This window comes from Cysteiniphilum sp. QT6929, assembly GCF_030035755.1.
Classification (GTDB): domain Bacteria; phylum Pseudomonadota; class Gammaproteobacteria; order Francisellales; family Francisellaceae; genus Caedibacter; species Caedibacter litoralis.
In genome coordinates this window covers 2,282,269-2,306,051 of the sequence record NZ_CP103983.1, presented here as the reverse complement: position 1 = coordinate 2,306,051, position 23,783 = coordinate 2,282,269, and the positions used below count along the sequence as shown (strand labels likewise).

18 protein-coding genes and 1 other RNA gene are annotated in these 23,783 nt (G+C 40.3%); 7 read left to right on the top strand and 12 right to left on the bottom strand.

Going from position 1 to position 23,783, the window contains the following annotated elements; translation table 11 throughout:
• Window positions 1–21: 21 nt before the first annotated feature.
• The 3 genes from NYP54_RS10075 (at window position 22) to fabV (ending at window position 3,573) form a co-directional block, all read left to right on the top strand.
• The gene (locus NYP54_RS10075; RefSeq protein ID WP_283156394.1) at window positions 22–1,245 is read left to right on the top strand and encodes a multidrug effflux MFS transporter; all 1,224 of its coding nucleotides are present in this window, start codon (window positions 22–24) and stop codon (window positions 1,243–1,245) included.
• A 3-nt stretch (window positions 1,246–1,248) separates the two neighbouring features.
• Window positions 1,249–2,307, top strand: a complete 1,059-nt coding sequence (gene dinB / locus NYP54_RS10070; protein ID WP_283156393.1) for a DNA polymerase IV — start codon at window positions 1,249–1,251, stop codon at window positions 2,305–2,307.
• Between the two features lie 72 nt (window positions 2,308–2,379).
• Window positions 2,380–3,573, top strand: coding sequence for an enoyl-ACP reductase FabV (gene fabV / locus NYP54_RS10065; RefSeq protein ID WP_283156392.1), 1,194 nt, complete (start codon window positions 2,380–2,382; stop codon window positions 3,571–3,573).
• Here the strand turns inward: fabV and NYP54_RS10060 are convergent.
• Window positions 3,570–4,250 carry a response regulator transcription factor gene (locus NYP54_RS10060; RefSeq protein WP_151193283.1) on the bottom strand — a complete coding sequence of 227 codons (681 nt, stop codon included), beginning with the start codon at window positions 4,248–4,250 and terminating at the stop codon, window positions 3,570–3,572. The two genes, fabV and NYP54_RS10060, sit on opposite strands and share 4 nt — an antisense overlap.
• A 184-nt stretch (window positions 4,251–4,434) precedes the next feature.
• Between NYP54_RS10060 and NYP54_RS10055 the strand changes: the two genes are divergently transcribed.
• Entirely contained in the window at window positions 4,435–5,388 is a 954-nt protein-coding gene (locus tag NYP54_RS10055) for an FUSC family protein (RefSeq protein ID WP_283156391.1), read from the top strand.
• Here NYP54_RS10055 and dnaJ read toward each other — a convergent pair.
• The 4 genes from dnaJ to NYP54_RS10035 form a co-directional block, all read right to left on the bottom strand.
• Entirely contained in the window at window positions 5,363–6,490 is a 1,128-nt protein-coding gene (dnaJ, locus tag NYP54_RS10050) for a molecular chaperone DnaJ (RefSeq protein WP_283156390.1), read from the bottom strand. The genes NYP54_RS10055 and dnaJ overlap by 26 nt on opposite strands.
• Window positions 6,491–6,586: 96 nt before the next feature.
• On the bottom strand, window positions 6,587–8,527 hold the full coding sequence (gene dnaK / locus NYP54_RS10045; RefSeq protein ID WP_283156389.1) for a molecular chaperone DnaK: 1,941 nt from the start codon (window positions 8,525–8,527) through the stop codon (window positions 6,587–6,589).
• A gap of 282 nt (window positions 8,528–8,809) precedes the next feature.
• Window positions 8,810–9,397, bottom strand: coding sequence for a nucleotide exchange factor GrpE (gene grpE, locus NYP54_RS10040; RefSeq protein ID WP_283156388.1), 588 nt, complete (start codon window positions 9,395–9,397; stop codon window positions 8,810–8,812).
• Window positions 9,398–9,555: 158 nt separating this feature from the next.
• Window positions 9,556–10,377: a hypothetical protein gene (locus NYP54_RS10035; RefSeq protein ID WP_283156387.1), complete on the bottom strand. Its 822-nt coding sequence runs from the start codon at window positions 10,375–10,377 to the stop codon at window positions 9,556–9,558.
• A 272-nt stretch (window positions 10,378–10,649) separates the two neighbouring features.
• Between NYP54_RS10035 and NYP54_RS10030 the strand changes: the two genes are divergently transcribed.
• Entirely contained in the window at window positions 10,650–11,246 is a 597-nt protein-coding gene (locus tag NYP54_RS10030) for a hypothetical protein (RefSeq protein WP_283156386.1), read from the top strand.
• A gap of 108 nt (window positions 11,247–11,354) precedes the next feature.
• The gene (gene trxB, locus NYP54_RS10025; protein WP_283156385.1) at window positions 11,355–12,305 is read left to right on the top strand and encodes a thioredoxin-disulfide reductase; all 951 of its coding nucleotides are present in this window, start codon (window positions 11,355–11,357) and stop codon (window positions 12,303–12,305) included.
• Between the two features lie 138 nt (window positions 12,306–12,443).
• Here trxB and NYP54_RS10020 read toward each other — a convergent pair whose 3' ends face one another.
• From NYP54_RS10020 to clcA, 7 genes are all read right to left on the bottom strand, one after another.
• Window positions 12,444–14,651, bottom strand: a complete 2,208-nt coding sequence (locus tag NYP54_RS10020) for a bifunctional (p)ppGpp synthetase/guanosine-3',5'-bis(diphosphate) 3'-pyrophosphohydrolase (protein ID WP_283156384.1) — start codon at window positions 14,649–14,651, stop codon at window positions 12,444–12,446.
• A gap of 167 nt (window positions 14,652–14,818) precedes the next feature.
• Window positions 14,819–15,220: RNase P RNA component class A (gene rnpB / locus NYP54_RS10015), an RNA gene on the bottom strand.
• Between the two features lie 10 nt (window positions 15,221–15,230).
• Complete coding sequence (locus tag NYP54_RS10010; protein WP_283156383.1) at window positions 15,231–15,914, bottom strand: DNA-binding protein; 684 nt, start codon at window positions 15,912–15,914, stop codon at window positions 15,231–15,233.
• A gap of 277 nt (window positions 15,915–16,191) precedes the next feature.
• Window positions 16,192–17,376, bottom strand: a complete 1,185-nt coding sequence (locus NYP54_RS10005) for an aromatic amino acid transport family protein (RefSeq protein ID WP_283156382.1) — start codon at window positions 17,374–17,376, stop codon at window positions 16,192–16,194.
• Between the two features lie 123 nt (window positions 17,377–17,499).
• Complete coding sequence (gene tsaD, locus NYP54_RS10000) at window positions 17,500–18,513, bottom strand: tRNA (adenosine(37)-N6)-threonylcarbamoyltransferase complex transferase subunit TsaD (protein ID WP_283156381.1); 1,014 nt, start codon at window positions 18,511–18,513, stop codon at window positions 17,500–17,502.
• The gene (locus tag NYP54_RS09995) at window positions 18,510–18,734 is read right to left on the bottom strand and encodes a lipopolysaccharide assembly protein LapA domain-containing protein (RefSeq protein WP_157968244.1); all 225 of its coding nucleotides are present in this window, start codon (window positions 18,732–18,734) and stop codon (window positions 18,510–18,512) included. Before NYP54_RS09995 ends, tsaD begins: the two co-directional genes overlap by 4 nt.
• A 189-nt stretch (window positions 18,735–18,923) precedes the next feature.
• Window positions 18,924–20,330, bottom strand: a complete 1,407-nt coding sequence (clcA, locus tag NYP54_RS09990) for a H(+)/Cl(-) exchange transporter ClcA (protein ID WP_283156380.1) — start codon at window positions 20,328–20,330, stop codon at window positions 18,924–18,926.
• Between the two features lie 738 nt (window positions 20,331–21,068).
• On the opposite strand from clcA, the gene NYP54_RS09985 reads away from it, so the two are divergent.
• Window positions 21,069–23,783: an Rne/Rng family ribonuclease gene (locus NYP54_RS09985; protein WP_283156379.1), complete on the top strand. Its 2,715-nt coding sequence runs from the start codon at window positions 21,069–21,071 to the stop codon at window positions 23,781–23,783.

Below are 23,783 nucleotides of genomic sequence, written 5' to 3'. Positions count from 1 at the left end.
CACCACAACAAAACAGATATCATGACACATAAAACTTACCAATGGCCTTACTCACCAGTTATTACGGTCTTTTTACTAGCACCCGTTGTATTTAGTTTTGCATTGGCATTAGATACCTATATGCCGGTGATTCCTGAAATGAAAGCCATTTTAAACACCTCTCAGGAAATGGTGCAATTAACCTTATCTTTATTCTTTCTTGTTACTGGATTTGGTCAATTGATCTTAGGACCACTCTCAGACCAATTTGGGCGCCATAAAATACTCTTTATATCAGTGAGCTTATTTTTTATCGGCTCATTATTATGCGCACTATCAAATAATATTGGCTGGCTTATCGCCTTTCGTATTCTTCAGGGCTTTGGCGCTTGTGGTATGTCCGTGAGCGCGTTTGCGATTGTTCGCGATGCCTTCTCCGGCAAGAAAAGTGCGATGATTTATAGCTTTCTAAATGCCATGATCTCTATTTCACCTATTTTGGGCCCCATTATCGGTGTATTATTAACAGCTTATTTTCCATGGCACGCCGTGTTTTATTTTCTAGCGGGACTTGGTGCATTCACACTGACATTAACCATCTTGTTTGTCAAAGAAAGCTCACATCCTAATAATCGCAAACCTTTTAATTTAAGTCTATTTAGTCGTTATTTTAGCATTTGCAAGAGTCTGACCTTCTGGGCATATACCTTGCCTGCGATCGCGGGTGTTTCTGCCTTTTTCACACTTTTCTCAATGACCCCCTACATTATTCAAACGCTTGGTGAGCCACGCTCACAAATCGGCGTTTTCTTTGGCATGGCAGGTGGTGCTTTTTTAGTTGGCTCAATCATCTCTGGCGCCATTGTGCATAAACTAGGCGTTTTAAAGACATCTATCCTTGGATCCATATTGATATTATTTTCAGGCATTTTACTTATTGTTATTTATCAACTCTTTGGTTTAAGTCTTTGGGGATTCTTTGGTCCAAGCATGCTTGCAACTTTTGGCTGCGCATTAACCGCAGGCTCAGGTGCCAGTGGCGCGCTTGAGCCTTTTGGCGCCTATCCAGGAGCAGCATCAGCAATGTTTGGCGCACTTGAATTAGGTGGTAGTTCAGTTGTTGGCTCAGTGGCAACACTCTTTGCGATAAATACCTCTTACCCGCTGGCACTAACAATGCTCGCAACGTCAATCACTAGCTTAATCTTATTAGTTGCCTTAACTCTTTCTTTAAATAAAAAGAACAAAAACATAGCAAGGACGTAAAACATGAGTGACTTTGCCGCGCGTAAAATCATTCATATCGATATGGATTATTTTTTTGCGCAAGTTGAGGAAAAAGACAATCCCTCCCTTCGTGATAAGCCTTTTGCTGTTGGAGGAAACAATATCAAGCGTGGTGTGCTGTGCACTTGCAATTATATTGCCCGAAGCTATGGTGTGCATTCTGCAATGCCTACACGTATTGCATTGCAAAAATGCCCCGAGTTAATTTTGCTGCCCACTGATTTTGATAAATATAAGCGTATTTCAAATATTATTCGCGATATTTTTAAAAGCATCAGTCCACTCGTTGAACCCTTATCATTGGATGAAGCCTACATTGATGTAACCAATATCAAAAGCCACGCCAATAGTGCGACATTAATGGCACAAGCTATTAAAGAAGAGATTCTGAAACAAACAGGGCTTACCGCCTCAGCCGGTGTCGCGCCAAACAAACTCTTAGCCAAAATCGCAAGTGACATCAACAAGCCCAATGGCTTATACGTTATTCGCCCCCAGGATGTAGATAAATTTATTCAAGATCTACCCGTTGGTAAGCTTTTTGGTGTTGGCAGTGTGACGGAAAATAAAATGCAAAAAATGGGACTTAACACCTGCGCTGATTTACAAAAGCTTGATATCAAAGCACTTGAGCATCATTTCGGTAGGCTTGGCACGAATCTATATGACTATTGCCGCGGCATTGATCGACGTTTGGTAAACCCAAAACGCATCCGCAAGTCATTAGGCGTTGAGCACACCTATCAACACGATCTAACCACAAAAGATGACTGTCTAAAGGCATTAACACAATTGCATCAAGAGCTTTTAGCAAGACTCAAGCCTGAGCATACACTATGTATTGAGGGTATTTTTATTAAAATTACTGATAACACATTTCATAAAACCAGTATTGAACGCCACACAGAAAGCAGTGAGCTTAACCTCTATTTACTGCTTTTTGACAACCTATATCACAAACAAACTAAACCTATTCGTTTACTTGGACTTGGCGTCAAACTCAGTGAACAACCTGTTAAACAAATTCCCTTGGCTTTGTGATAAGCTCTTGACTCGCTAAGAGCTGCTGAATATCATCAACAACACTTTAAGATCTCAACTCATGGAAATATCATGATTGTAAAACCTGAAATTATGCGTGGCGGATTAGTCAAGAACCCTCACCCAATAGGCTGTAAAGCGGTTGTTGAAAAACAAATTAATTATATGAAAAGCTTACCAAAGTTCTCTAATAAAAAGCGTGCACTAATTATTGGCGGCTCATCCGGCTATGGTCTTGCTTCACGCATTGCCCTTGCTTATGGTGCTGATGCTGATACGATTAGCGTATCATTTGAACCCGGCGTTAACGACAAACGCTTAGGCAGTGCTGGCTGGTGGAATAATATCTGGTTTAAAGAGCAAGCTGAAAAGGACGGACTCATTGCTAAAAACATTATTGGCGATGCTTTTTCTGATGAGGTGAGACAACAAACCATCGATATGATCAAAAAAGAATTTGACGGCAAGATTGATATATTAATCTACAGCCTTGCCTCACCAAGACGCACAGATCCAAAAACTGGTATTACACATAGCTCCGTATTGAAAAGTACTGTTGGTGAAATTGCCGCCCCTACCCTTGATCTGAATAAACAGATCATTGTTGATGGCAAGATGATGGCAGCAACAAAGCATGATATTGATGAAACAATTAAAGTCATGGGTGGTGAAGATTGGCAGCTTTGGATTGAGTCACTTAAAGAGGCAGGCGTTTTAGCCGATGGCTTTAAAACCACCGCTTATTCCTATGATGGTGCTGATGGCACTGATGCTATTTATAAAAAAGGCACGATTGGTGCTGCTAAGCGTCATTTAGAAAAGACTGCGTTAACGCTTAACAATGAATTACATGATTTGCAAGGTGAAGCATTTGTTACCGTTGCCAAAGCCTTAGTTACTAAGGCTAGCGCCTTTATCCCGCTATTCCCACTCTATGGTTGCGCACTTTTCAAGGTCATGAAAGAACTTGGCACACATGAGAACACTATCGAGCAAATCGATCGTTTTATGCGTGATATGCTGTATGGCAATAAGCGTATTACCGATGAGGTTGGGCGTGTGCGTCCTGATAACCTTGAAATGGATGACAACACGCAAATCCTAACTAATGCGATCATGTCAAAAATGACTTCTGAAAACTTTAAAGAGATTAGTGACTTTGCGGGATTTTATCAGGATTTTTTAGAGCTCAATGGCTTTAATGTTACGGGTGTTGATTATGACGCTTCTATCGATATTGACACGTTAAAGTCAAAGCAGCCTTAGCCATTTGATGTTTCTTGCGGTGGTTTTTGAATAATATAGCCAACGCCACGCAATGTTTTGATATATTTGTTTTGGATTTTCTTACGCAAGTTATGAATATGCACTTCTAAGGTATTGGAGTCAACTTCTTCATCCCAACCATAGAGCTTCTCAAGCAGCTTTGTTTTAGAAACCACTTTACCAATGTTCTCTAATAAACACTCCAGTAGCGCAAATTCGCGCCGAGATAGCTTAACGAACTCGCCATTAATCGTTAGTGTTTGTGCAGCAGGATCTAGCTCAAGTGCTTCAAACTTAATCTTAGGTTCACTGCGCCCAACAGAGCGCCTCACCAATGCACGCATTCTTGCCAAAAGCTCAGATAAATCAAAAGGTTTTGTCAAATAATCATCCGCCCCTGAATCCAGTCCGCGCACCCGATCATCAACCGCATCACGCGCTGTTAATAGTAATACGGGAACCGCATTGCCTTTCGCTCGAATACTCTTAACAATGGCAATACCATCCTTATGCGGCAAACCAATGTCCATTACTACGGCATCATAAGGCTCAGTATCTAAGGCAAGCTCAGCCATTTTGCCATCACGCATTAGATCAACGGCATAATTGTGCTGCCTTAAACCCTCAACAATACCATCACCTAACATTTCATCATCTTCAACGACTAATATTCGCATGAAATATTCACTTATATTTACTCAACAATGCTTGAAATAGTAGCATTATCAATGCCAAAGGTTGATATGTTTCGCCAACTTTTCATCAATTTAGATATTCTAAACAACCAACTAGACTAAATGAATGTAAGGTTTAATTGAGCTGTAATATAATCTCAGCATCAATAACAAAAAGGATGTATATATGCATAGAATTTTCAATTATTCATCCATCATTAAAATGCTTATTGCGGTTTTGCCTGCTGCTATTTTAAGTTACCTGCTTTCACAACCTATTTATCTATTGTGTGGTTTATATGCTGCTGCAGTAATTATTCCTTTTTGTGATCATTCCAGTAAGCGCATTGCCTTGGCGATGCTTATTTTTTTATTTGTCATCACCTTTGTTTTAGTCAAACTGCTGATGCATAGTGACTTTTATTTTATCAGTGTCGTCTCCATCATTGCGATTATGATCGGCATTGTTGAGACCTATAATCCAAGCTTCAAATCGATGGGTGCTTATTTATTTATCGGTATTATTTATACGGCCTTTGAAACAAGAGCATATGGTGATCTGGTCACTTTTACGATCATCGCTAAGCTTTTTGGCATTAGCCTGTTGAGTGTTGCCATTGTTTTTATTATGAGCCTCACAACAAAAGCAACCAAGGGCTATCAAAACTTCACATTACAGCTACAGTCACAACACAGCATTCATTACTGTGTTTATTTCCTGCCACTTTTGATCAGCATGCTTGTTTGGCATTTTTCGCAGCTATCTGAACCACAATGGCTGCTATGGTCATCACTATCCGTCGCCAGTCTTAGCTTTAAAAAAGCACGAGATAAAATTCAAAAACGCATCACTGGCGCATGTATTGGCTTATCATTAGGGATCATCGTCACACTGCTGTTTAACCTTAATAGCCCATTGATTTTTAACTTGAGCTTTATCGGTATTATTTTCAGTTTACGAGGCATTAACAACTATACAGCATCCTTTGCAACCCGTTGTTTTTTTATTGTCACTTTTGCTGGCGCACATTACTTATACACCAGCAGTGATCGAATCATTGATGTGTTTATTGGCGGCTTGATCGGTTTGATAAGCAGCGCTGTTTTAAGCTATCTCAATTCCCGGCAAAAAACTCTTTAACATTGTCAAACCAAGATTTTGATTTTGGTGAATGTGTTTGATGCTCACCAATTGAATCACCAAATGCCTCTAACAATTCACGCTGTTTGCTATTAAGATTAATCGGTGTTTCAACCGTGACCTTACACATCAAATCACCCATGCTATTACCACGCAAGGCTTTAACACCCTTGCCTCTTAGCCTAAACATTTTGCCTGTTTGTGTCTCAGCTGGAATCTTAAGCTTGACTTTGCCATCAATCGTTGGCACATCAAGCTCACCACCTAAGCACGCTGTCATAATGCTAATTGGTACTTCACAATATAGATCTGAACCATTACGCTCAAAAATCGCATGCTGTTTAACATGTACTTGGACATACAGATCACCCGCTGGCGCGCCATTTTCACCGGCTTCACCCTCGCCTGATAGTCGGATTCTATCACCGGTATCAACACCTGCTGGAATTTTCACAGAAAGTGATTTAACATCCTGCTTGCGTCCTTGACCATGGCAAACACGACACGGATCTTTAATGGTATGCCCGCTACCATGACATGTTGGACAGGTTTGTTCAACGGAGAAGAAACCTTGTGACATACGCACAGCACCCGCGCCATGGCATGTACCACAGGTTTGCTTACCAGAACCTCCTGAGCCATGACAGCTATCACATGAAACATAGGTTGGAACCTTGATCTTCTTGGTTGTACCGTGTACTGCTTCTTCAAGTGTGATTTCTAGATTGTATTGTAAGTCATTACCACGCCTGCTTTGCGCGCGTGACGAACGCCCAGATCTTTGACCGCCACCGCCGCCAAAAATATCTCCAAATATGTCACCAAAAATATCGCCAAAGCCTTGTTGTCCACCACCAAAGCCGCCATGTCCAGCACCTTGGTTGACACCCGCATGACCAAACTGATCATAGGCGGCACGCTTTTGTGCATCACTTAAAATTTCATAAGCTTCAGATGCTTCCTTAAATTTAGCTTCGGCATCCTTATCATTAGGGTTTCTATCTGGGTGATATTTCATCGCCAATTTACGATATGAACGCTTAAGCTCTTGCTCTGTTGCGCTTTTGGATACCCCTAATATTTCATAATAATCTCTAGGCATAGTACTACCATTATTCTAGTTCAATTCAAAACGCTATAAAAAATGCGGGACATGCCCGCATTTTTCAAGTTAAAAGTTATAGTTTCTTGAGATTAACTATTTTTTGTCGTCATCTTTAACTTCTTCAAACTCAGCATCAACCACATTATCATCTGCTTTTTGCTGTTTTGGTTCTTCAGATGAAGCACTTGCTTCAGCATTCGCTTGACCTTGTGCTTGCTCATAGGCTTTTTGTGCAATCGGTGCAAACGCTTCTTCTAATGCTTTAGTTTTTGCTTCGATATTATCTTTATTATCTGTCTTTAACACAGCCTCTAAATCAGTACATGCCGCCTCAACTTTTGCTTTTTCATCTTCAGAGACTTTGCCTTCTAAGTCTTTTAATGACTTACGCGCACTATGTAATAAATTATCACCTGTGTTACGTGCTGAAACTAGCTCATGGAATTTCTTATCTGTTTCAGCATTGGCTTCAGCATCTTGAACCATATTGTTAATATCATCTTCAGATAAACCGCTTGATGCTTTAATCACAATATTTTGCTCTTTGCCAGTTGCCTTATCTTTTGCTGATACATTCAAAATACCATTGGCATCAATATCAAAAGTTACTTCAATTTGCGGCATGCCACGTTGTGCTGGTGGAATGTCTGATAAGTCAAAGCGACCCAGTGATTTATTTGCAGACGCCATTTCACGCTCACCTTGTAATACATGAATGGTTACCGCCGGCTGATTGTCTTCTGCTGTTGAGAAAACTTGTGATTTCTTTGTTGGGATCGTCGTGTTACGCTCGATCAACTTAGTCATCACACCACCCATTGTTTCAATACCAAGAGATAATGGCGTTACATCAAGAAGCAATACATCTTTCACATCACCGGCTAATACACCACCTTGAATGGCAGCACCCATTGCAACTGCTTCATCAGGGTTTACATCACGGCGTGGCTCTTTACCAAAGAATGCTTTAACTTCTTCTTGTACTTTAGGCATACGTGTTTGACCACCAACCAATAATACATCAGTAATTTCAGAGACTTTAAGACCTGCATCTTGTAATGCTTTTTTGCATGGCTCAATTGAGCGCTTAACTAGATCTTCAACCAATGATTCAAATTTAGCACGTGTTACTTTGATATTTAAATGCTTAGGACCCGTTGCATCCGCTGTGATATATGGCAAGTTAACATCTGTTTGTTGCGCAGATGATAATTCAATCTTCGCTTTTTCAGCGGCTTCACGTAAACGCTGAAGCGCTAAAGTATCATTATGCAGATCAATACCACTGTCTTTCTTGAACTCATCAATTAAATAGTTCATTAATGCGACGTCAAAATCTTCACCACCTAGGAAAGTATCACCATTAGTTGCTAATACTTCGATTTGGCTATCGCCATCAACGTTAGCAATCTCAATAATAGATACGTCAAATGTACCACCACCTAAGTCATAAACAGCAATCGTTTGATCTGCTTTTTGCTTATCCATACCATAAGCAAGTGCCGCTGCTGTTGGCTCATTAATAATACGCTTAACATCTAAGCCAGCAATGCGACCTGCATCTTTTGTTGCTTGGCGCTGAGCATCGTTAAAATAAGCAGGAACAGTGATTACCGCTTCTGTTACCGTTTCACCTAAAAAATCTTCTGCGGTTTTTTTCATTTTACGCAATACTTCAGCAGATACTTGCGGTGGCGCCATCTTTTTATCTTTTAGTACTTCAACCCAAGCATCACCATTGTCTGCTTTGATTACTTTATAAGGTACCTTTTTAACGATGTCTTCTTGAACCACTTTCTCGTCAAACTTGCGTCCAATTAAACGCTTAACAGCAAATAGTGTATTGTGTGGATTCGTTACTGCTTGGCGCTTAGCCGCTTGCCCTACTAAAATCTCACCACCTTCAGTGTATGCTACGATTGAAGGCGTTGTACGCGCACCCTCTGCATTTTCAATAACACGAGCTGTTTTACCATCCATTACTGCAACGCAAGAGTTGGTTGTACCTAAATCTATACCTATAATTTTACCCATTATGATCTCCTTTTATTTCAACGCTCAAAAATATGTTGACGCGTTTTTATTTTTCAAGTTTTTATTTGTTTTTATTTTGTTTGTTTCTTAAGTTTTCCACTTTTTGCACTTAACAATGAAGAAATGAGTTGCTCCATTTCTCACCTCTCCCCCTGCGGGAGAGGCCTTGCAGCTTATGCTGCGCGGGTGAGAGGAATCATTAAAACTCAACTTAATTCCTATTGATTACTATGCAATATGCCCCTACGTTTACACCATTTGCAAAGTAGGGAATATAGGGTCTTAGTTTTTAACAACCAAAACACGTGCCGGACGAATGACACGATTATTCAGCTCATAGCCCTTTTGAAAGACATTCATCACCATGTTGTCATCCATCTCAGGATTAGGTGACATTGCCATCGCTTCATGTTTATTTGGATCAAATACTTCACCCTCTGGATCAAGCTGTGTCACACCAAATTTCTCAAGTGTGTCGACCAACATCTTCATCGTTAAGATCACGCCTTCAGACATTGCTTTAGCTTCCTCAGACTCAGCTGAAACTTCAGTTGCCTTCTCCATACTATCAAGCACAGGCAATAATGCATTAGCGAATTTTTCCAAAGCAAATTTATGTGCATTCTCAACATCTTTTTGTGCGCGACGGCGAATATTCTCCATCTCAGCATGGGCACGTAATACTTTATCATCGGCAGTAGCAACAGTTTCTTGCATATTGTCAATCGTTGTTTTGAGGGATTCATTTTCTTTACGAAGTGTAATGACCTCATCAATCATATCTTGAGATTCAGTAGTTTCCTGATCAGCAGCTTCCCCTGCCATCAACTCAAAATCTTCTTCGTGCTGTTTTGGATGTTTATGTGACATTGATACACCTTAAATTATTTTTTAAGTTTTTTATTACGGCGTAACAATTGCGGGCGCTTTTGCGCTTTTCAAGAAATTATTTTAATAAATTATCATCTAGCTATTACTAGAAGACATCCCTATCCTGATCTATCCATTGTGCTCTTACTAGGGAAAGCTTAATTTGTCTCTTGCGTTAAAACGTTATTATTGATGACAAATTTGCCATTAACTACCGAACTTGCTGGCGTGTTATTTTGATACTGCCAATACGCTTGCATTTGTGTGCCATCTTGGGCATTTGTTACCACCAAGGTGCACAACTCATCCTTCTGAGAATTATTAACTAGCTTGTATATAGGGTTGCCTGATTGACTTACGGTTGACAACGAACAAAAAGATTGGCTTCCTAGCGATAAAGCCAGCTGCGCTGTCGTATTGTCTAGCGCAAAATACATTGGAGCACTTTCTACTTCTGGATTTGTGTGTAAATTCACCGTTAGATTATTACCACTTTGAATAGTAAATCGCGTATTAATTAATTCATATTTAATACTTATGCTTTGTTCAACACCATTTATCGTAATTGTGCTTGTGTATGACTGTGTAGATATGCCTTCATTAGGAATATTATTCCTTGTGATTTGCAATTGACACTCACCACCTTGTGCCTGCAATTCAGTACCACAATTACCATTACTAATTGTAAAATGCTGCGTAAAGTCGGAGCCTGCTAAGGTTTTGATACTTGATATCACTTGCGCAATATTTACAGGCTGATAATTAACACCTACTTTTGATACATCAGATGAAGTTTGCAGACTAATTTGTCCTGACTCGCCAGGCGCAAATGCTGCATCTAGGTTCACACTTAAAGGGGTAACAGAACCACCGGTGCCAGCATCAGAGCCACCACCGCCACAAGCAGTTAGTGTCAAGGCTGCAACAGATATACCTAATAATGAAAATGCCTTAAGAATCGTTTTTTTATGGAATGTCATAAATACGTTTGCTTCCTATTTTATTTGATTATCGAAGGGGGAATGAAAACAATTTGTATTATTTTCGCGCAATAAATTAACGCATAAAACATATCCAGTCAAATAAAATTTAAATAAATTTTGAGCAAAAACATTATTTTCAATCGCAATATAACTTCACTTAGTTTTGTTACTGCAAAGATCAATCAACATGTATAGTTGCATGATATTTGATATATCTATTGTCCTTTGCTATACCTAGCAATGATCAACTAACCCAAAGGAATATATCTATGAATATAACAACAAAATTTACCTCTTTATCCTTGATTTGCTTAGCCTTTTTCCAAATAAATCATGCTTACGCAGACCAGCAAGGAGGCATTGTAAGTTTATGTGCAGACAACCAAGTCTCGATTTGGAAAAGTACAACCCTTGATCCAGGCAATGCTAAAAATGGTAGCATTAGCTTTGATGTCTCACAGGCGACACTCTATCTTGATATTAGCCAATCCAAAGCAATTATGGAAAGCATTCACTCAAATGCCATAGAAGGTGTTTATAACAATGGTCAAGAAGACTGTAATAGTGGAAAAATTTGTTTTCAAAACGCCAAGGATGACGGTCATAATGGCAGGCAATTTATTTCATCTGATTTCTCAATGACATTTAGCGCTACTATCGTATATACCCCTTTGAGTATTACTTTGGATAACCCAAAAGGTACAATTATACTCACGCCATATAGAGTGAATAGCTCCACCTACCCACGAATTTTACAAGCTAATGCTAAACAAAAAAGTAATCAAAGCCAAAGTGAAAACTCCAATGATTTCCCCTTTGTCTACTGGCAATTTGAAGGTTGCAGTAATGCATTAACAATACAATAAAGCACACCACTCCCCAACATCAACTAATTTCAAATCGGCAATAGCTTCCAGCGCGCTTTCCGTTTACCATGTTATCGTTTGATTGTTTGATATTATGGAGCAAAAAAGATGGCACAACATCATCATAAACTTATTATTTTGGGATCCGGTCCTGCGGGCTATACAGCAGCTATCTATGCCGCACGCGCTAATTTAAACCCAGTGATTATTACTGGTATGCAGCCAGGTGGGCAATTAACTACAACAACTGACGTTGATAACTGGCCAGGTGAGGAAAATGGTATTCAAGGACCTGAACTTATGCAAAAGCTGCAAGCCCAAGCTGAACGCTTTAACACTCAGATGATTTACGATCACATCAATCAAGTAGATCTTAAGAATCGCCCTTTCAAATTGATTGGGGATAATGATCAATACAGCTGTGATGCCTTGATTATTGCCACAGGAGCAAGTGCCAAATATTTGGGACTTCCCTCTGAAGAAGCATTTATGGGCAAAGGCGTTTCTGCGTGCGCCACATGTGATGGCTTTTTCTATCGTGGCAAAGATGTCGCGGTTATTGGAGGAGGTAACACTGCCGTTGAGGAAGCTCTTTATTTATCAAATATTGCTAAAACTGTAACATTAATTCATCGTCGTGATGAGTTACGAGCAGAGAAAATTTTGATTGATCAATTTATAAAAAAATCAAAAGAAGGCAACATTCGTTTTGAATGGTTTCACACCCTTGATGAAGTCTTAGGTAATGATGCAGGTGTAACTGGTGTACGTATCAAAGATGTCAAATCAAATACTACCAAAGAGCTTGCCGTTGATGGCGTATTTATCGCCATTGGTCACACTCCAAACACACAGATCTTCAATGATCAACTTCAAATGGAAAATGGCTATATTACGGTTAAATCCGGTCTTGCTGGCAATGCCACGCAAACATCTATCGAAGGCGTTTACGCCGCAGGCGATGTGATGGATCATGTGTATAAACAAGCGGTTACTTCAGCTGGCACGGGGTGCATGGCAGCACTTGATGCTGAGAAATATCTTGATGCGCTGAAGTAAACAGCTAAACAATAGTTTTTTAGTAACAATGGATATTCAGGGCGAGCCCGAATATGACGATTTGCGGTCATTCTCGGACTTGATCCGAGAATCCAAAAAATACCTAATCATATTTGCATACGTACTTAAACAACAAGATTACGCGATCACACGTGTGACATTTTCAACATAAGCTGTTGAACTCATCTTTTTAGCCAGCGTATCTAAGGTTTGCATATCCATCAAAATCAAGCTTAGTTTGATCGTTTTATGTTTATCTGAATGCGAAGGCTGTAATGCTGCAATCGTTATCTTTTCAATCGTCAAAATACTGGTAACTTCGTGTACCGCCTTTTCAACATCGCTACAAATCAACAATAAATCAACCTGATAACGTCTTAAATCCTTTTTTCCCCACTGCACATCAAGCACCCGCTCAGGCGAGCTTAAGCTTAAACGTAAGAAATTAGGACACACCGCTCTATGCACAGTCACCCCTCGCCCATGCGTTAGATAACCGACAATATCGTCACCTTGCACCGGTTTGCAGCATCCGGCCATATGTGACAATAAATTATCAACACCATAAATCGTCAAATCCGTTTTGCGTGCATTGTCTTTTAAACTTTGTGTGACATTAACACTTTTAATCGCCACTTCTTCAACCGTTGACTTTTCAATAAGCTTGTAATGTTCAACGATATAATTAACCACCTGATTAAAACGCAGAGATCCCGTTTCAATACCAGCATACAATGTTTCCTCATCTGCCATATTAAAATGTGAAGCAACTTCAGCATAATCAATGGACTTTAAGCGATGATGCTTTAACTCATCCAAAAGACGCTCGCGACCCAAGGCCGCATTTTGCTCTTTATTAAGCTGCTTAAACCAACGCGCCACACGTGCGCGAATCTTCGCTGAATGAATAAAGCCGCTACCAGCATTTGACCAATCCAAGCTAGGGCTTGGCTCCTTGTGAGTGAGAATCTCAACCTTATCCCCTGTGCTAAGTTTCGTTGTCAACGGCACAATCTTGCCATTGATTTTAGCACCCTTAGTGCGATGCCCAATCATCGTATGCACCATATAGGCGAAATCAAGGACAGTCGATCCTAACTCAAGATCAATCACATCACCATTAGGAGTGAATACATACACCCGATTTCCGGCAAGCTCCTTTTTAAGCTCTTCGCTTTTTAACTCATCGGCAAGCTCAGTCTCCCAGTCAAGTAACGATCGCAACCAATTAACGCGAGCCTCGTAACTTGGGTCATGCTTAACCCCTTCTTTATAACGCCAATGCGCCGCCACCCCCATCTCCGATTCATTATGCATTTGATGTGTTCTAATTTGAATCTCTAGTGTTAAATGCTCAGGTCCATAAACAACGGTGTGCACAGAGCGGTAACCATTAGGCTTAGGTGTGGCAATATAATCAGCAAATTCACTGGCTATTGGTTCCCATAATTGATTAACAATGCTTAACGCGCGATAACATTCATCAACCGAATCAACCAAAACACGCATCGCTCGAATATCATATAGCTCATCAAGATTACGCTCTTTCTTGCGTAGCTTGCGCCATATGCTATAGATGTGCTTTACCCGACCAGATAATTCAAAATGGATATTTTCTTTCTTAAGCTCAGCTGCAAGCATCTCCATCGCATCATGAATATAAGCCTCACGCTGCAAGCGCTTCTTTTTTAGTCCTCTGGCGATTTTCTTATATTCAACAGGATATAAACAGGCAAAAGCACGATCCTCAAGCTCCCACTTTGTCTTTGACAAGCCCAAACGATTTGCCAATGGTGCGTATATCTCAAGGATTTCCTTAGCAATTGTCTGCTTATAACTTTCCGTCCAGTTCTTAACCGCACGCATCGTGCATACTCGATCTGCCAACTTAACCAACACGATGCGTACATCTTCAACGATGGTTAATAGCATCTTACGAAAGGTATCAATTTGCGCCTGGTTAGGTTTGTCATTTTGCAATGCTCTGACTGCCGACATAGCTGTCGCACCATCAAGAATCTTCAAGACCGCTTCACCACAAGCTTGAAGTACAAGCTCAGGCGAAATTTTTTGATTATAATGAAGCTCAAACAGCAATGCGGCAGCGATGGATTCCTCATCCGCCTGCAAATCAAAAAGCACTGCCGCCATTTCAACACCATAACCAAAACAAGTACCACCATGCACCGAAGGCTCATCAACACCGTATTGCGCTAAAATATCAATTGCACCGGCAATCGTTGCTAAACGTTGTTTTGGATAAAAGTCTTCTAACAAAGGTAACCATTTTTGAAAATCAATCAACCCTTCATCGGTTAAGGCATATTTGTCCGTTACTTGCACCATTCTTATCTATCCAAAAATCATCTTAAAAAACTTGAAGTCCACGCTTGGGATTCAAGCATGCACTATCAATAAAAGCTGTATTTAAGGATAACGAAAATCAGTGAAAAACCCTAGTGAAAGTATGATAAATATCAAACATCTTGCGTTAGGTAAAAAAAGGTAAAAAAATACTAAGTCAATCGATAAGCCGGGTTCTGTCGTGGACAGTCATTTATCTAGGCATTATGTCACCATAATGCTCAAGCAGCCTACCCGGTTGCAGCGCGAGCCACACTATTACAACCCTATTTGGCCTTGCTTCAGATGGGGTTTACCATGCCACTTTTGTTACCAAAAGCGCGGTGCGCTCTTACCACACCGTTTCACCCTTACCTATGTCTATTAAAAACACAGGCGGTCTATTCTCTGTTGCACTTTCCGTAAGCTTACGCTTCCCAGGCGTTACCTGGCATCTTGCTCTTTGAAGCCCGGACTTTCCTCGTCCTACCACTTTTGGCAACTCTAGGCTTTTTCTTTATAAAAACTCTGATTTGCCAAAAGTGGTAAGACGCGACTGTCTGATCAACTTAGCGGGCAGAATTATATACTTAACTGACGACGAGTGGCAATAATCTCTTGATCATAAGTTGTTTTCAAGCGACTAAACTCGGTTTGCAATGCCAATAATTGCTCATTCGCCTTTTTTTGAAAATCACGCACTTCTTGATCACAGGTCATGCGCGTATTAAGTAACTCATTTTGTGCTGCTTGATAATGCTCTTGTGCTAACAAACGTGTACTTCTAATAATGGCTAATGCCTGAAAAAGCTTCTGGATAATCGCAGGCTCCGCCTGCAAGCGCTCCGTGGTTAATGACTCGCGCGGTGCAATCGCCTCATAAGACTCATCAGAATTCCCATTACCGATAAATTGCGTTCTTGAATAAGATTTTCTGTATTCGCTTTGCCCATGAGCAGATTGCTGTTGACGCACAGATTTCTTTGATTTAAAGCCATTCATATCTGGTCTACGCAGAGAAGAAGTGCTTGCATTTCTCTCATCATCAGATCTTGATTGTGAAAATTTAGGTCTTGCATTTTTATTTTCATGCATTAATTGCGCATTTTCTTTTTGCCACTTACCAAGAAGGATCGCGATCTGTGCATGCGTGCCCTTACCTAACTCGCGACGCACATATTCAAGTGTGACTTTGCGCCCCTCACAACTTAGGCGTTCGGCAACTGCAGCAAGTTCATCATAAGTTATCTGGTTATCTTCCGACATGAATTCCCTTAATTAAGATATTTCATATTTTTATTTTTTAATTTTTTAAACTTTTTCTATTTTTTCTTACTTAGCATTTACTTTTAAGCTTAACTCAATCCCACCAAAGGTTTCGATATTCCAATAAATAGAAACAATCCCTAAACAAGTCACCTAATAGCAAATGAAAAATGTACGCCCATCGAATACGTACAATTTAGTTTTAGCAGAAAATCATTTTAAAGGTAAATGAAAACGGCTGAATTATGACTAAAAATATGCTCAAGCTCAAGAGAAATCATGCTAATACTGCTAAAAGACCAACACTACTTAATATTTGCAGCACAATAATAAATGCACCCAATAGGATCAATAATGATAAATATATTTTGCTGGGTAGCGTATTGCGCCCCTCACTATTTCTTAATGACCATGCCATACACGCCGGCAGTATAATCAGTAAAATACAAACAAAAATACTGGCATAGCCTAATGCAGCCAAGAAGCCATTGACGAAAAAAACAGCAAATATCAATGGTGGCACATAGGTGATCACAAAGTTTAAAAGCTTTGATTTCGTCGATTTCTTCAAGCGATAAGCATCTTGATTAAAGTGAAAAAGTGCTAACGTCACGCCAAGAAAAGATGTTGTGACTGCAATATTAGAAAATCCAACAATAAAGCCACTGGCTGCACGCACATTCAGTAGATGATGATACGCCTTACCTAAATCAACACCATGTGTCATCAGATATTTAAACCCATACTCACCCAAAACAGGGACAACACCTAAAGTAACAATAACCCATACCACATAGACGATAAATGGCACACTCGCACCAATAACAACAATGCGCTTTAACTCATGGTCATTTTTAAAATAATTACGGATCGTTGGAATCACAATATGAAACCCAAAAGAGGTAATCAAGATAGGGAAAGCATACCACGCATAGCCAACACCCATGCTTTGCGTGCTTAATAAACTGGTTTGCACATATGGCACGACGACCACAATAATCCCAACAAAACAAAGTGCTTTAAGGGTAAAGAACAGTTTATTTAACTGATCAACTGCTGAGGTGCCAAAATATATAACCGCTCCCAATATCACGGTAAATAACAGCGCCCCGTAACCGCCCGAGTTACTCACCCCTAGCACATATTGATCAAGCAACCCGCCACCCATCGCAATATATGCTGTGGTTAATGCATATAGTAGTAATAGATAAGCCAACCAATTGACAACTTGTCCAAAGCGTCCCAAAGTAGCAAACGCCATGGTATTTAGATCTGCCGTTAATGGCTGGCGCACATTGACTTCAACGATCAACAAGGCTGTTGCTAACATAATAATCCAGTTGATAAACAACAAGATCAACGCGCTTTTAAAACCAACTGCAGCAACAGCGTACGGAATACCGAGCATTCCCGCGCCAATCGATGTACCGGCAATTAACAAAATACCCCCAAGTTTTTTCATCCTTGAAACCGTATGCGGTGTATGATTTTCCAACATGTTTTTGAATCAAAAAATTAGCGAAGCCTCATCTTATCATTACCATTCAAACTGACAACTAATTTTCTTGTATAGTTTCATAATTCTCTATAGATTAAGAGATGCTCTTGGCTTCACATTGATTACCATATCCTGATCAACAAAGCCATTTGCTAAACGATAAGCGCCCGCTATAGCAATCATTGCCCCATTGTCTGTGCAATACGCCAAAGGCGGATAATAAACCTGCCAATGGTTTTTAAGTGCTAACTCACTAAGCGCTGATCGCAATCCCTTGTTAGCACTAACGCCACCTGAAACGACTAAATTTTTCATGCTGGTATGTTTTAATACACGCTTACATTTAATGACAATCGTGTCAATCAATGCCTCTTGAAATGCATAGGCAATGTCCGCTTTAATTTGTTCACTTTTATCACCTTGCGCCTGCCAAGTATTAAGCACGGCTGTTTTCAAGCCACTAAAACTAAAATCAAACCCAGGGCGATCACACATCGGACGCGGAAAAGTAAAAACACCTGCTCGCCCTTGTTCAGCAAGGCTTGCCAAATGCGGACCACCAGGATAAGGCAATCCCAATAATTTAGCCGTTTTATCAAAAGCCTCACCTGCGGCATCATCAATCGACTCACCTAATAGTTCATATTGCCCAAAGCGTTTAACGGCAATTAACTGGGTATGTCCACCTGAAACCAATAATGCCACATAAGGATACTCAGGCTTAGCCTCTTCACTTAATAACGGTGCCAATAGATGCCCTTCTAAGTGATGAATCGCAATCGCAGGAACATCAAGCATATAGCTTAATGTTTTGGCAAATGTTGCGCCAACCATTAGCGCACCAACCAACCCTGGCATTGCCGTATAAGCAATGGTATCGATATCCTCAAGTGTCAGTCCTGCATGCGCTAATGCTTCTTTAGTCAGTGGAATGAGTTTAGCTACATGATCACGCGAAGCAAGCTCAGGTACCACCCCACCATATTGCGCATGCAAATCAATCTGGCTGAACAATGCATTGGCAAGAAGTTTGTGTTTCGAGCCATCATAAATGGCAATGCCCGTTTCATCACATGATGTTTCAATGCCAAGGACAATCATTCCTTGATTGCCTTATCACGCAGTTTTCTTTTGCGTGACAGTAACATCAAAACCATACCGATAACAAGCCCCAAGACAAAAACCACCAACAGTAGCAATATCAACGGCAAATGAAACGTCCCAATCAAATAATTAAAAGTCACTTCCTGCGCATTTAATACTGCTAATGCCGCAACCAAAACAAATATAATCACTAAGATTATGTATCCCAATAAACGCATCATATCTCCTATAGCATATGCATTAATTCATGCCGTGCATGATAGTATATCTTTGTGGGCGTATGCAATACGCCCCTAAAAACTTCTCTGTTTGTTCTAAACCTATAGCGCATGCAGCTATAGCAAACTTTCCATTTTCGATAACTTCAAATTTACAAACGTTGGCTGAGCGTCAGTCGAAGCCATTTTTTATCCACCCCTTCGACTTCGCTCAGGGGACGGCTCATAAACAGGATGTTTTTCAATTTTTCTTTTCTTAAATGACAAATAAAGCCTTTTACGCTTTGCCAATACAAGTGTTCGACTCAACAGCGTGCTATAAATAGGGCTTCCTCCCATAAAAATTGCAGCAATCGTTGCACTAAAACAAGTCACAATCAATGGCAAGATCAGCGCATAATTCATCGTCATCTCAACAACAAGTACGATTCCTGTCAATGGCGCGCTCACCGTTGCGGTGAAAAGTGCACTCATGCCAGCAACAGCAAAAACTTGTGGATTGGTTATAAGCTCTGGAAAAAGCGCATGCGCAACAATGCCAAAAAACATACCAAAAATCGTCCCCAATGCTAGCATGGGGGCAAATATCCCACCAGGAACTCCTGTGCCATAGCTAACCAAAGTCGTGACAAAGCGCAAAATAAATAAAGCAATTAAGGCTGACAAAGCAATCTCACCGTGCAATGCATCGGGCATCACTTTATAACCACCGCCAACCACATGCGGCAAAAAGACAATGAGCAAGCCCGTTGCCGCACCAATGAGAATGATCCACTTCCAAAAATCAAAGCCTGAACGCTTAGCAAAAAAGTTCAATGAATGCACTAGATATTTATTAAACAACACACCCAAAGCACCAAAAATTGCACCAAAAACGACAAAAAGCCATAAACTTGACAAAGGTGGCGCATTGTACGCCGTCATATCGATATCCATCATCTGGCGAATATTATACCCTCCTGTTTGCAGTAATGCTTCAAGCAAAATATCTGCAACAACACAGGCAACAATCACCGTTTGCAATGATTGAAAGCTGTATTTAAATTGCCGACGCATTTCTTCAATCACAAACAAAATCCCTGCTAAAGGCGCATTAAATGCCGTTGCAAGACCAGCGCCTGCACCTGCCGCGATAAGCACATGCGCATAATCATTATTCAGTCTAAAGATACTTTTAACCAACTGACCAATCGCACCACCCATTTGAATCGTGGGACCTTCTCTTCCTAAGACAAGACCACTTGATAAAGACATCACCCCACCAATAAATTTAGCTGGCAACACACGCCACCATCGAAGCTCGCGCACGCCTTCAAGTGCCCCTTCAATTTCTTGGACTCCACTACCTGAAGCCTCAGGCACCATGTATCTGACAATAACTAACGATAAAATCAAAAATACACTGGAGAAGAACATGCTAAATAGGCACAGCAAGAACAGATGGTCTTGTAGCGCAATAAAAGCTGCTTGCTGCCCTGCCAATATCCAATGGATACATAACTGAAAAAGTGCGCCAATACTTCCCACTAACACACCGACAATACCGCCATAGACGGTTGATCGCAATACATCCTTTGGGTAATGAATTTTATTCATCCTCGTCCTTAAAATGATTTCATTTTTCTATATCCTAGGCATTAGCATAGAAACTCTTTAAGATTATTACAAGCATTCAACAATTTAACTTTCATTCACAGTGACCTTTTGCTAAAATACCGCTGTTTTTGCTCAATAGTTTTATAGCGCAATAACAAACGACAATTTGATATGGATTTTGACGATTGTACATCGACTGGGAGAAGTCAATTGCGTTAGCGCAATTAGCCAATGACTCATTCATCTACATGACGCTTTAAAATCCAGCCACACATAGTGTATTGACCTTTGGGTCTTTGTTATGTGTTTTTAAGAGAAAGCATAAAATATGCAAAACAGATTTAGATGATTAATAACTGCAGTTATCTAAGGCAACTGCAAGCGACCTTGGGGCGTCTGCCTACAAAGGTTGCACACATTAAACGTTAAATCACACAAAGGTATTAGGACAAGGTTTAAGTGTCCTTAATTTGTGTAAGCACTTATGACAAAGAGCATAAGTGACCATAGCAGAATATTTGCGTTTTTGGTCATATAGGCGCAAACGCAAGATGAGAAAACTATAGGAATCACAAAAAAAGATGGTTGTTTTTATAACAATAATAACAATAACAGCGTGCTTTTATTGGGCTTTAACTAGCCAAGCATGCGCTTTATTTCATGCAAACACATCATCTACACACTTAACTTCATCCTTTGTACCTTTTAAACAACCTGAATTTAAAAGGATAACAACACATGAAAAAAATGTTAATCAATGCGCGTCAAGCAGAAGAAACGCGTATTGCAATCGTCGACAACGTGCAACTGATGGATTTAGACATCGAGAGTGTTGACAGAGAACAGAAAAAAGCCAATATCTACAAAGCAAAAATTTCACGCATTGAGCCAAGCTTAAATGCTGTTTTCGTTAACTATGGTGAAGATAAGAATGGTTTTTTACCGTTTAAAGAAATCTCCCCTGAATACTTCAAGAAAACGGCTAAAGACCAAGATACATCTTTAAACGAGTTGCTTGATGTCGGTCAAGAGTTGATTGTGCAAATCGCTAAAGAAGAGCGTGGTTCAAAAGGTGCGGCTTTAACAACATTTATCACACTTGCCGGCTGCTATATGGTATTGATGCCAAATAATCCAAGTGCTGGTGGAATTTCTCGCCGCATCGAAGGTGATGAGCGTCAAAAACTCAAAGCACTTTTTGATTCACTAACCATCCCTGCCAATATGGGCGTTATTATCCGCACAGCAGGTGTTGATCGCTCTGCTGATGAAATCCAAGCGGATCTTGACACTTTGACAACACTTTGGGATGCGATTAAGCGTGTTTCCTATCAGCGTAAAGCGCCTTTTTTAATTCATAAAGAAAGTGACATTACTATTCGCGCCATTCGTGATCATTTAAAAGAAGATATCAAAGAAATCATTATCGATGATGAGGAATCTTACGAAGATCTTAAGCGCCAATTAAGTATGCTACGTCCTAGCTTTGTTGAGCGTTTACAACTTTACAAAAAAGATCTGCCATTATTTAACGCCTTCCAAATTGAAAAGCAAATTGAAAGCGCGTTTAAACGTGAAGTGCAATTGCCATCGGGTGGTTCAATCGTGATTGATACCACAGAAGCATTAACTGCAATCGATATTAACTCAGCACGCTCTACCAAAGGTGATAATATCGAAGAGACCGCTTTTGCGACGAATTTGGAAGCTGCTGAGGAAATCGCGCGACAATTACGTCTACGTGATCTTGGTGGTTTGATCGTTGTTGACTTTATTGATATGGCATTTTTCCCGAATCAAAAAGCCGTTGAGCAAAAGTTGGTTGACGCGTTGTTCCATGATCGTGCGCGCATTCAAATGACGCGTATTTCTAAGTTTGGCTTAGTGGAAATCTCACGTCAGCGTTTACAAGCATCTCTTGGTGAATCAGTGATGCACTCATGCCCACGTTGCGCAGGACACGGTTTTATTCGCTCAATCCCATCACTTGCTTTATCTATTTTACGCAATGTCCATGCTGAGGCAGTACGTGAAAAAACCAATGAGTTACGCGTACAATTACCAATCGATGTTGCGACATTCCTTTTGAATGAGAAGCGCGATGAGTTATCTCAGATTGAAGAAGGTACAAGCACGAAGGTTACCTTAATCCCTAATGCTAACTTGCAGTCGCCACATTACAGTGTGCAACGCATTTGGGGTGATGCTTATACGGCAAGTCGCCCAAGCTATGATTTGATTGAAGATAAAAAAGATGTTGAACTTTATAAAGCACCAAAACAAGATAAATCAAAACAACCTGCGTTAAAATCAGCTGATTATAATCAGCCTTCTAACTCATCTCACAATAGTGACAGCAAAAAAACCGAAGATAAGCCACAAGCTAACAAAGAATTGAGCAAAGAAACCAAGCATAACAAGACTGAAACCAAGGGTTTCTGGGCAAAATTAAGCGCTTTTTTCTTCAGCGATAAAGAAGCCAGCACTGAGCGTGATGCACGTGATCAAAAACCATCACAGAAATCTACGCAACCTAAAAAAGGTCAGCAAGATAAAGCTGATAACAAAAATAATGAGCGTAATAATCAACGCGATAAGCCTCAATCTCGTGATGGACGCAATAATGACCGTGATAACAATCGTCGCGATAATCGCAATAACAATAGAAATCAGCACGAGAATAAGCCACGTCATCAGCAACAAAGTGATGAGCGTAACGATCATCACAACAAATCTAGTGACGCACGCGATAACAACGACAATCGCAATGATCGTGGTAATAAGAATGATCGTAATGACCGCAACAATCGTAATGATAGAAATGATAGAAACGATCGTGATAGAGGCAATAAGGGCAACCGTAGTAATAACCGCAATAATCAACGCCTACAAGTTCATCAAAGCGAAGAGATGGTTGACATTGCTGCCCTGAAGAAGGATTCACCTGAAGCACAAAAAGCAGCGAAAGAAAAAGCGATTATGAAAACGATTTCAACCACACCTGAAGAGAAAATTTCAGTGATGGTTAAAGAGGTCTTAGCCGAAGTTACGACACTGACCAGTGATCAGGCTGTTCAGGTTGAAACACATGCTTCGCAAACTCGCAAAGTTAAATACTTAAACTTTGAAGTGGTGGATACGCAAGCATTAACTGCTCAAATTGCCAAAGAAGAAAAGCTTAAGCAAAAAGAGCTTGCCAAACAGGCTAAAGAAGCACAGGAATCAACAGCAGAAGCTGAAGAAATTGGAATTATCATTGGCGAAACCACGCTGCAAAGTGATGATAGCACTACTGATGATCGCGAACTTGAAACAGTTGAAGCAAGTGATCATGACGATAACAACAAACAAGAGAGAAAACCGCGCCCTCGCAAATCAGCGCGTAAACCGGCGCACATGGAATACTCTCCTGCGGTTGATGTTAACGCTCAAGGCTATATCACTAAAACCTAA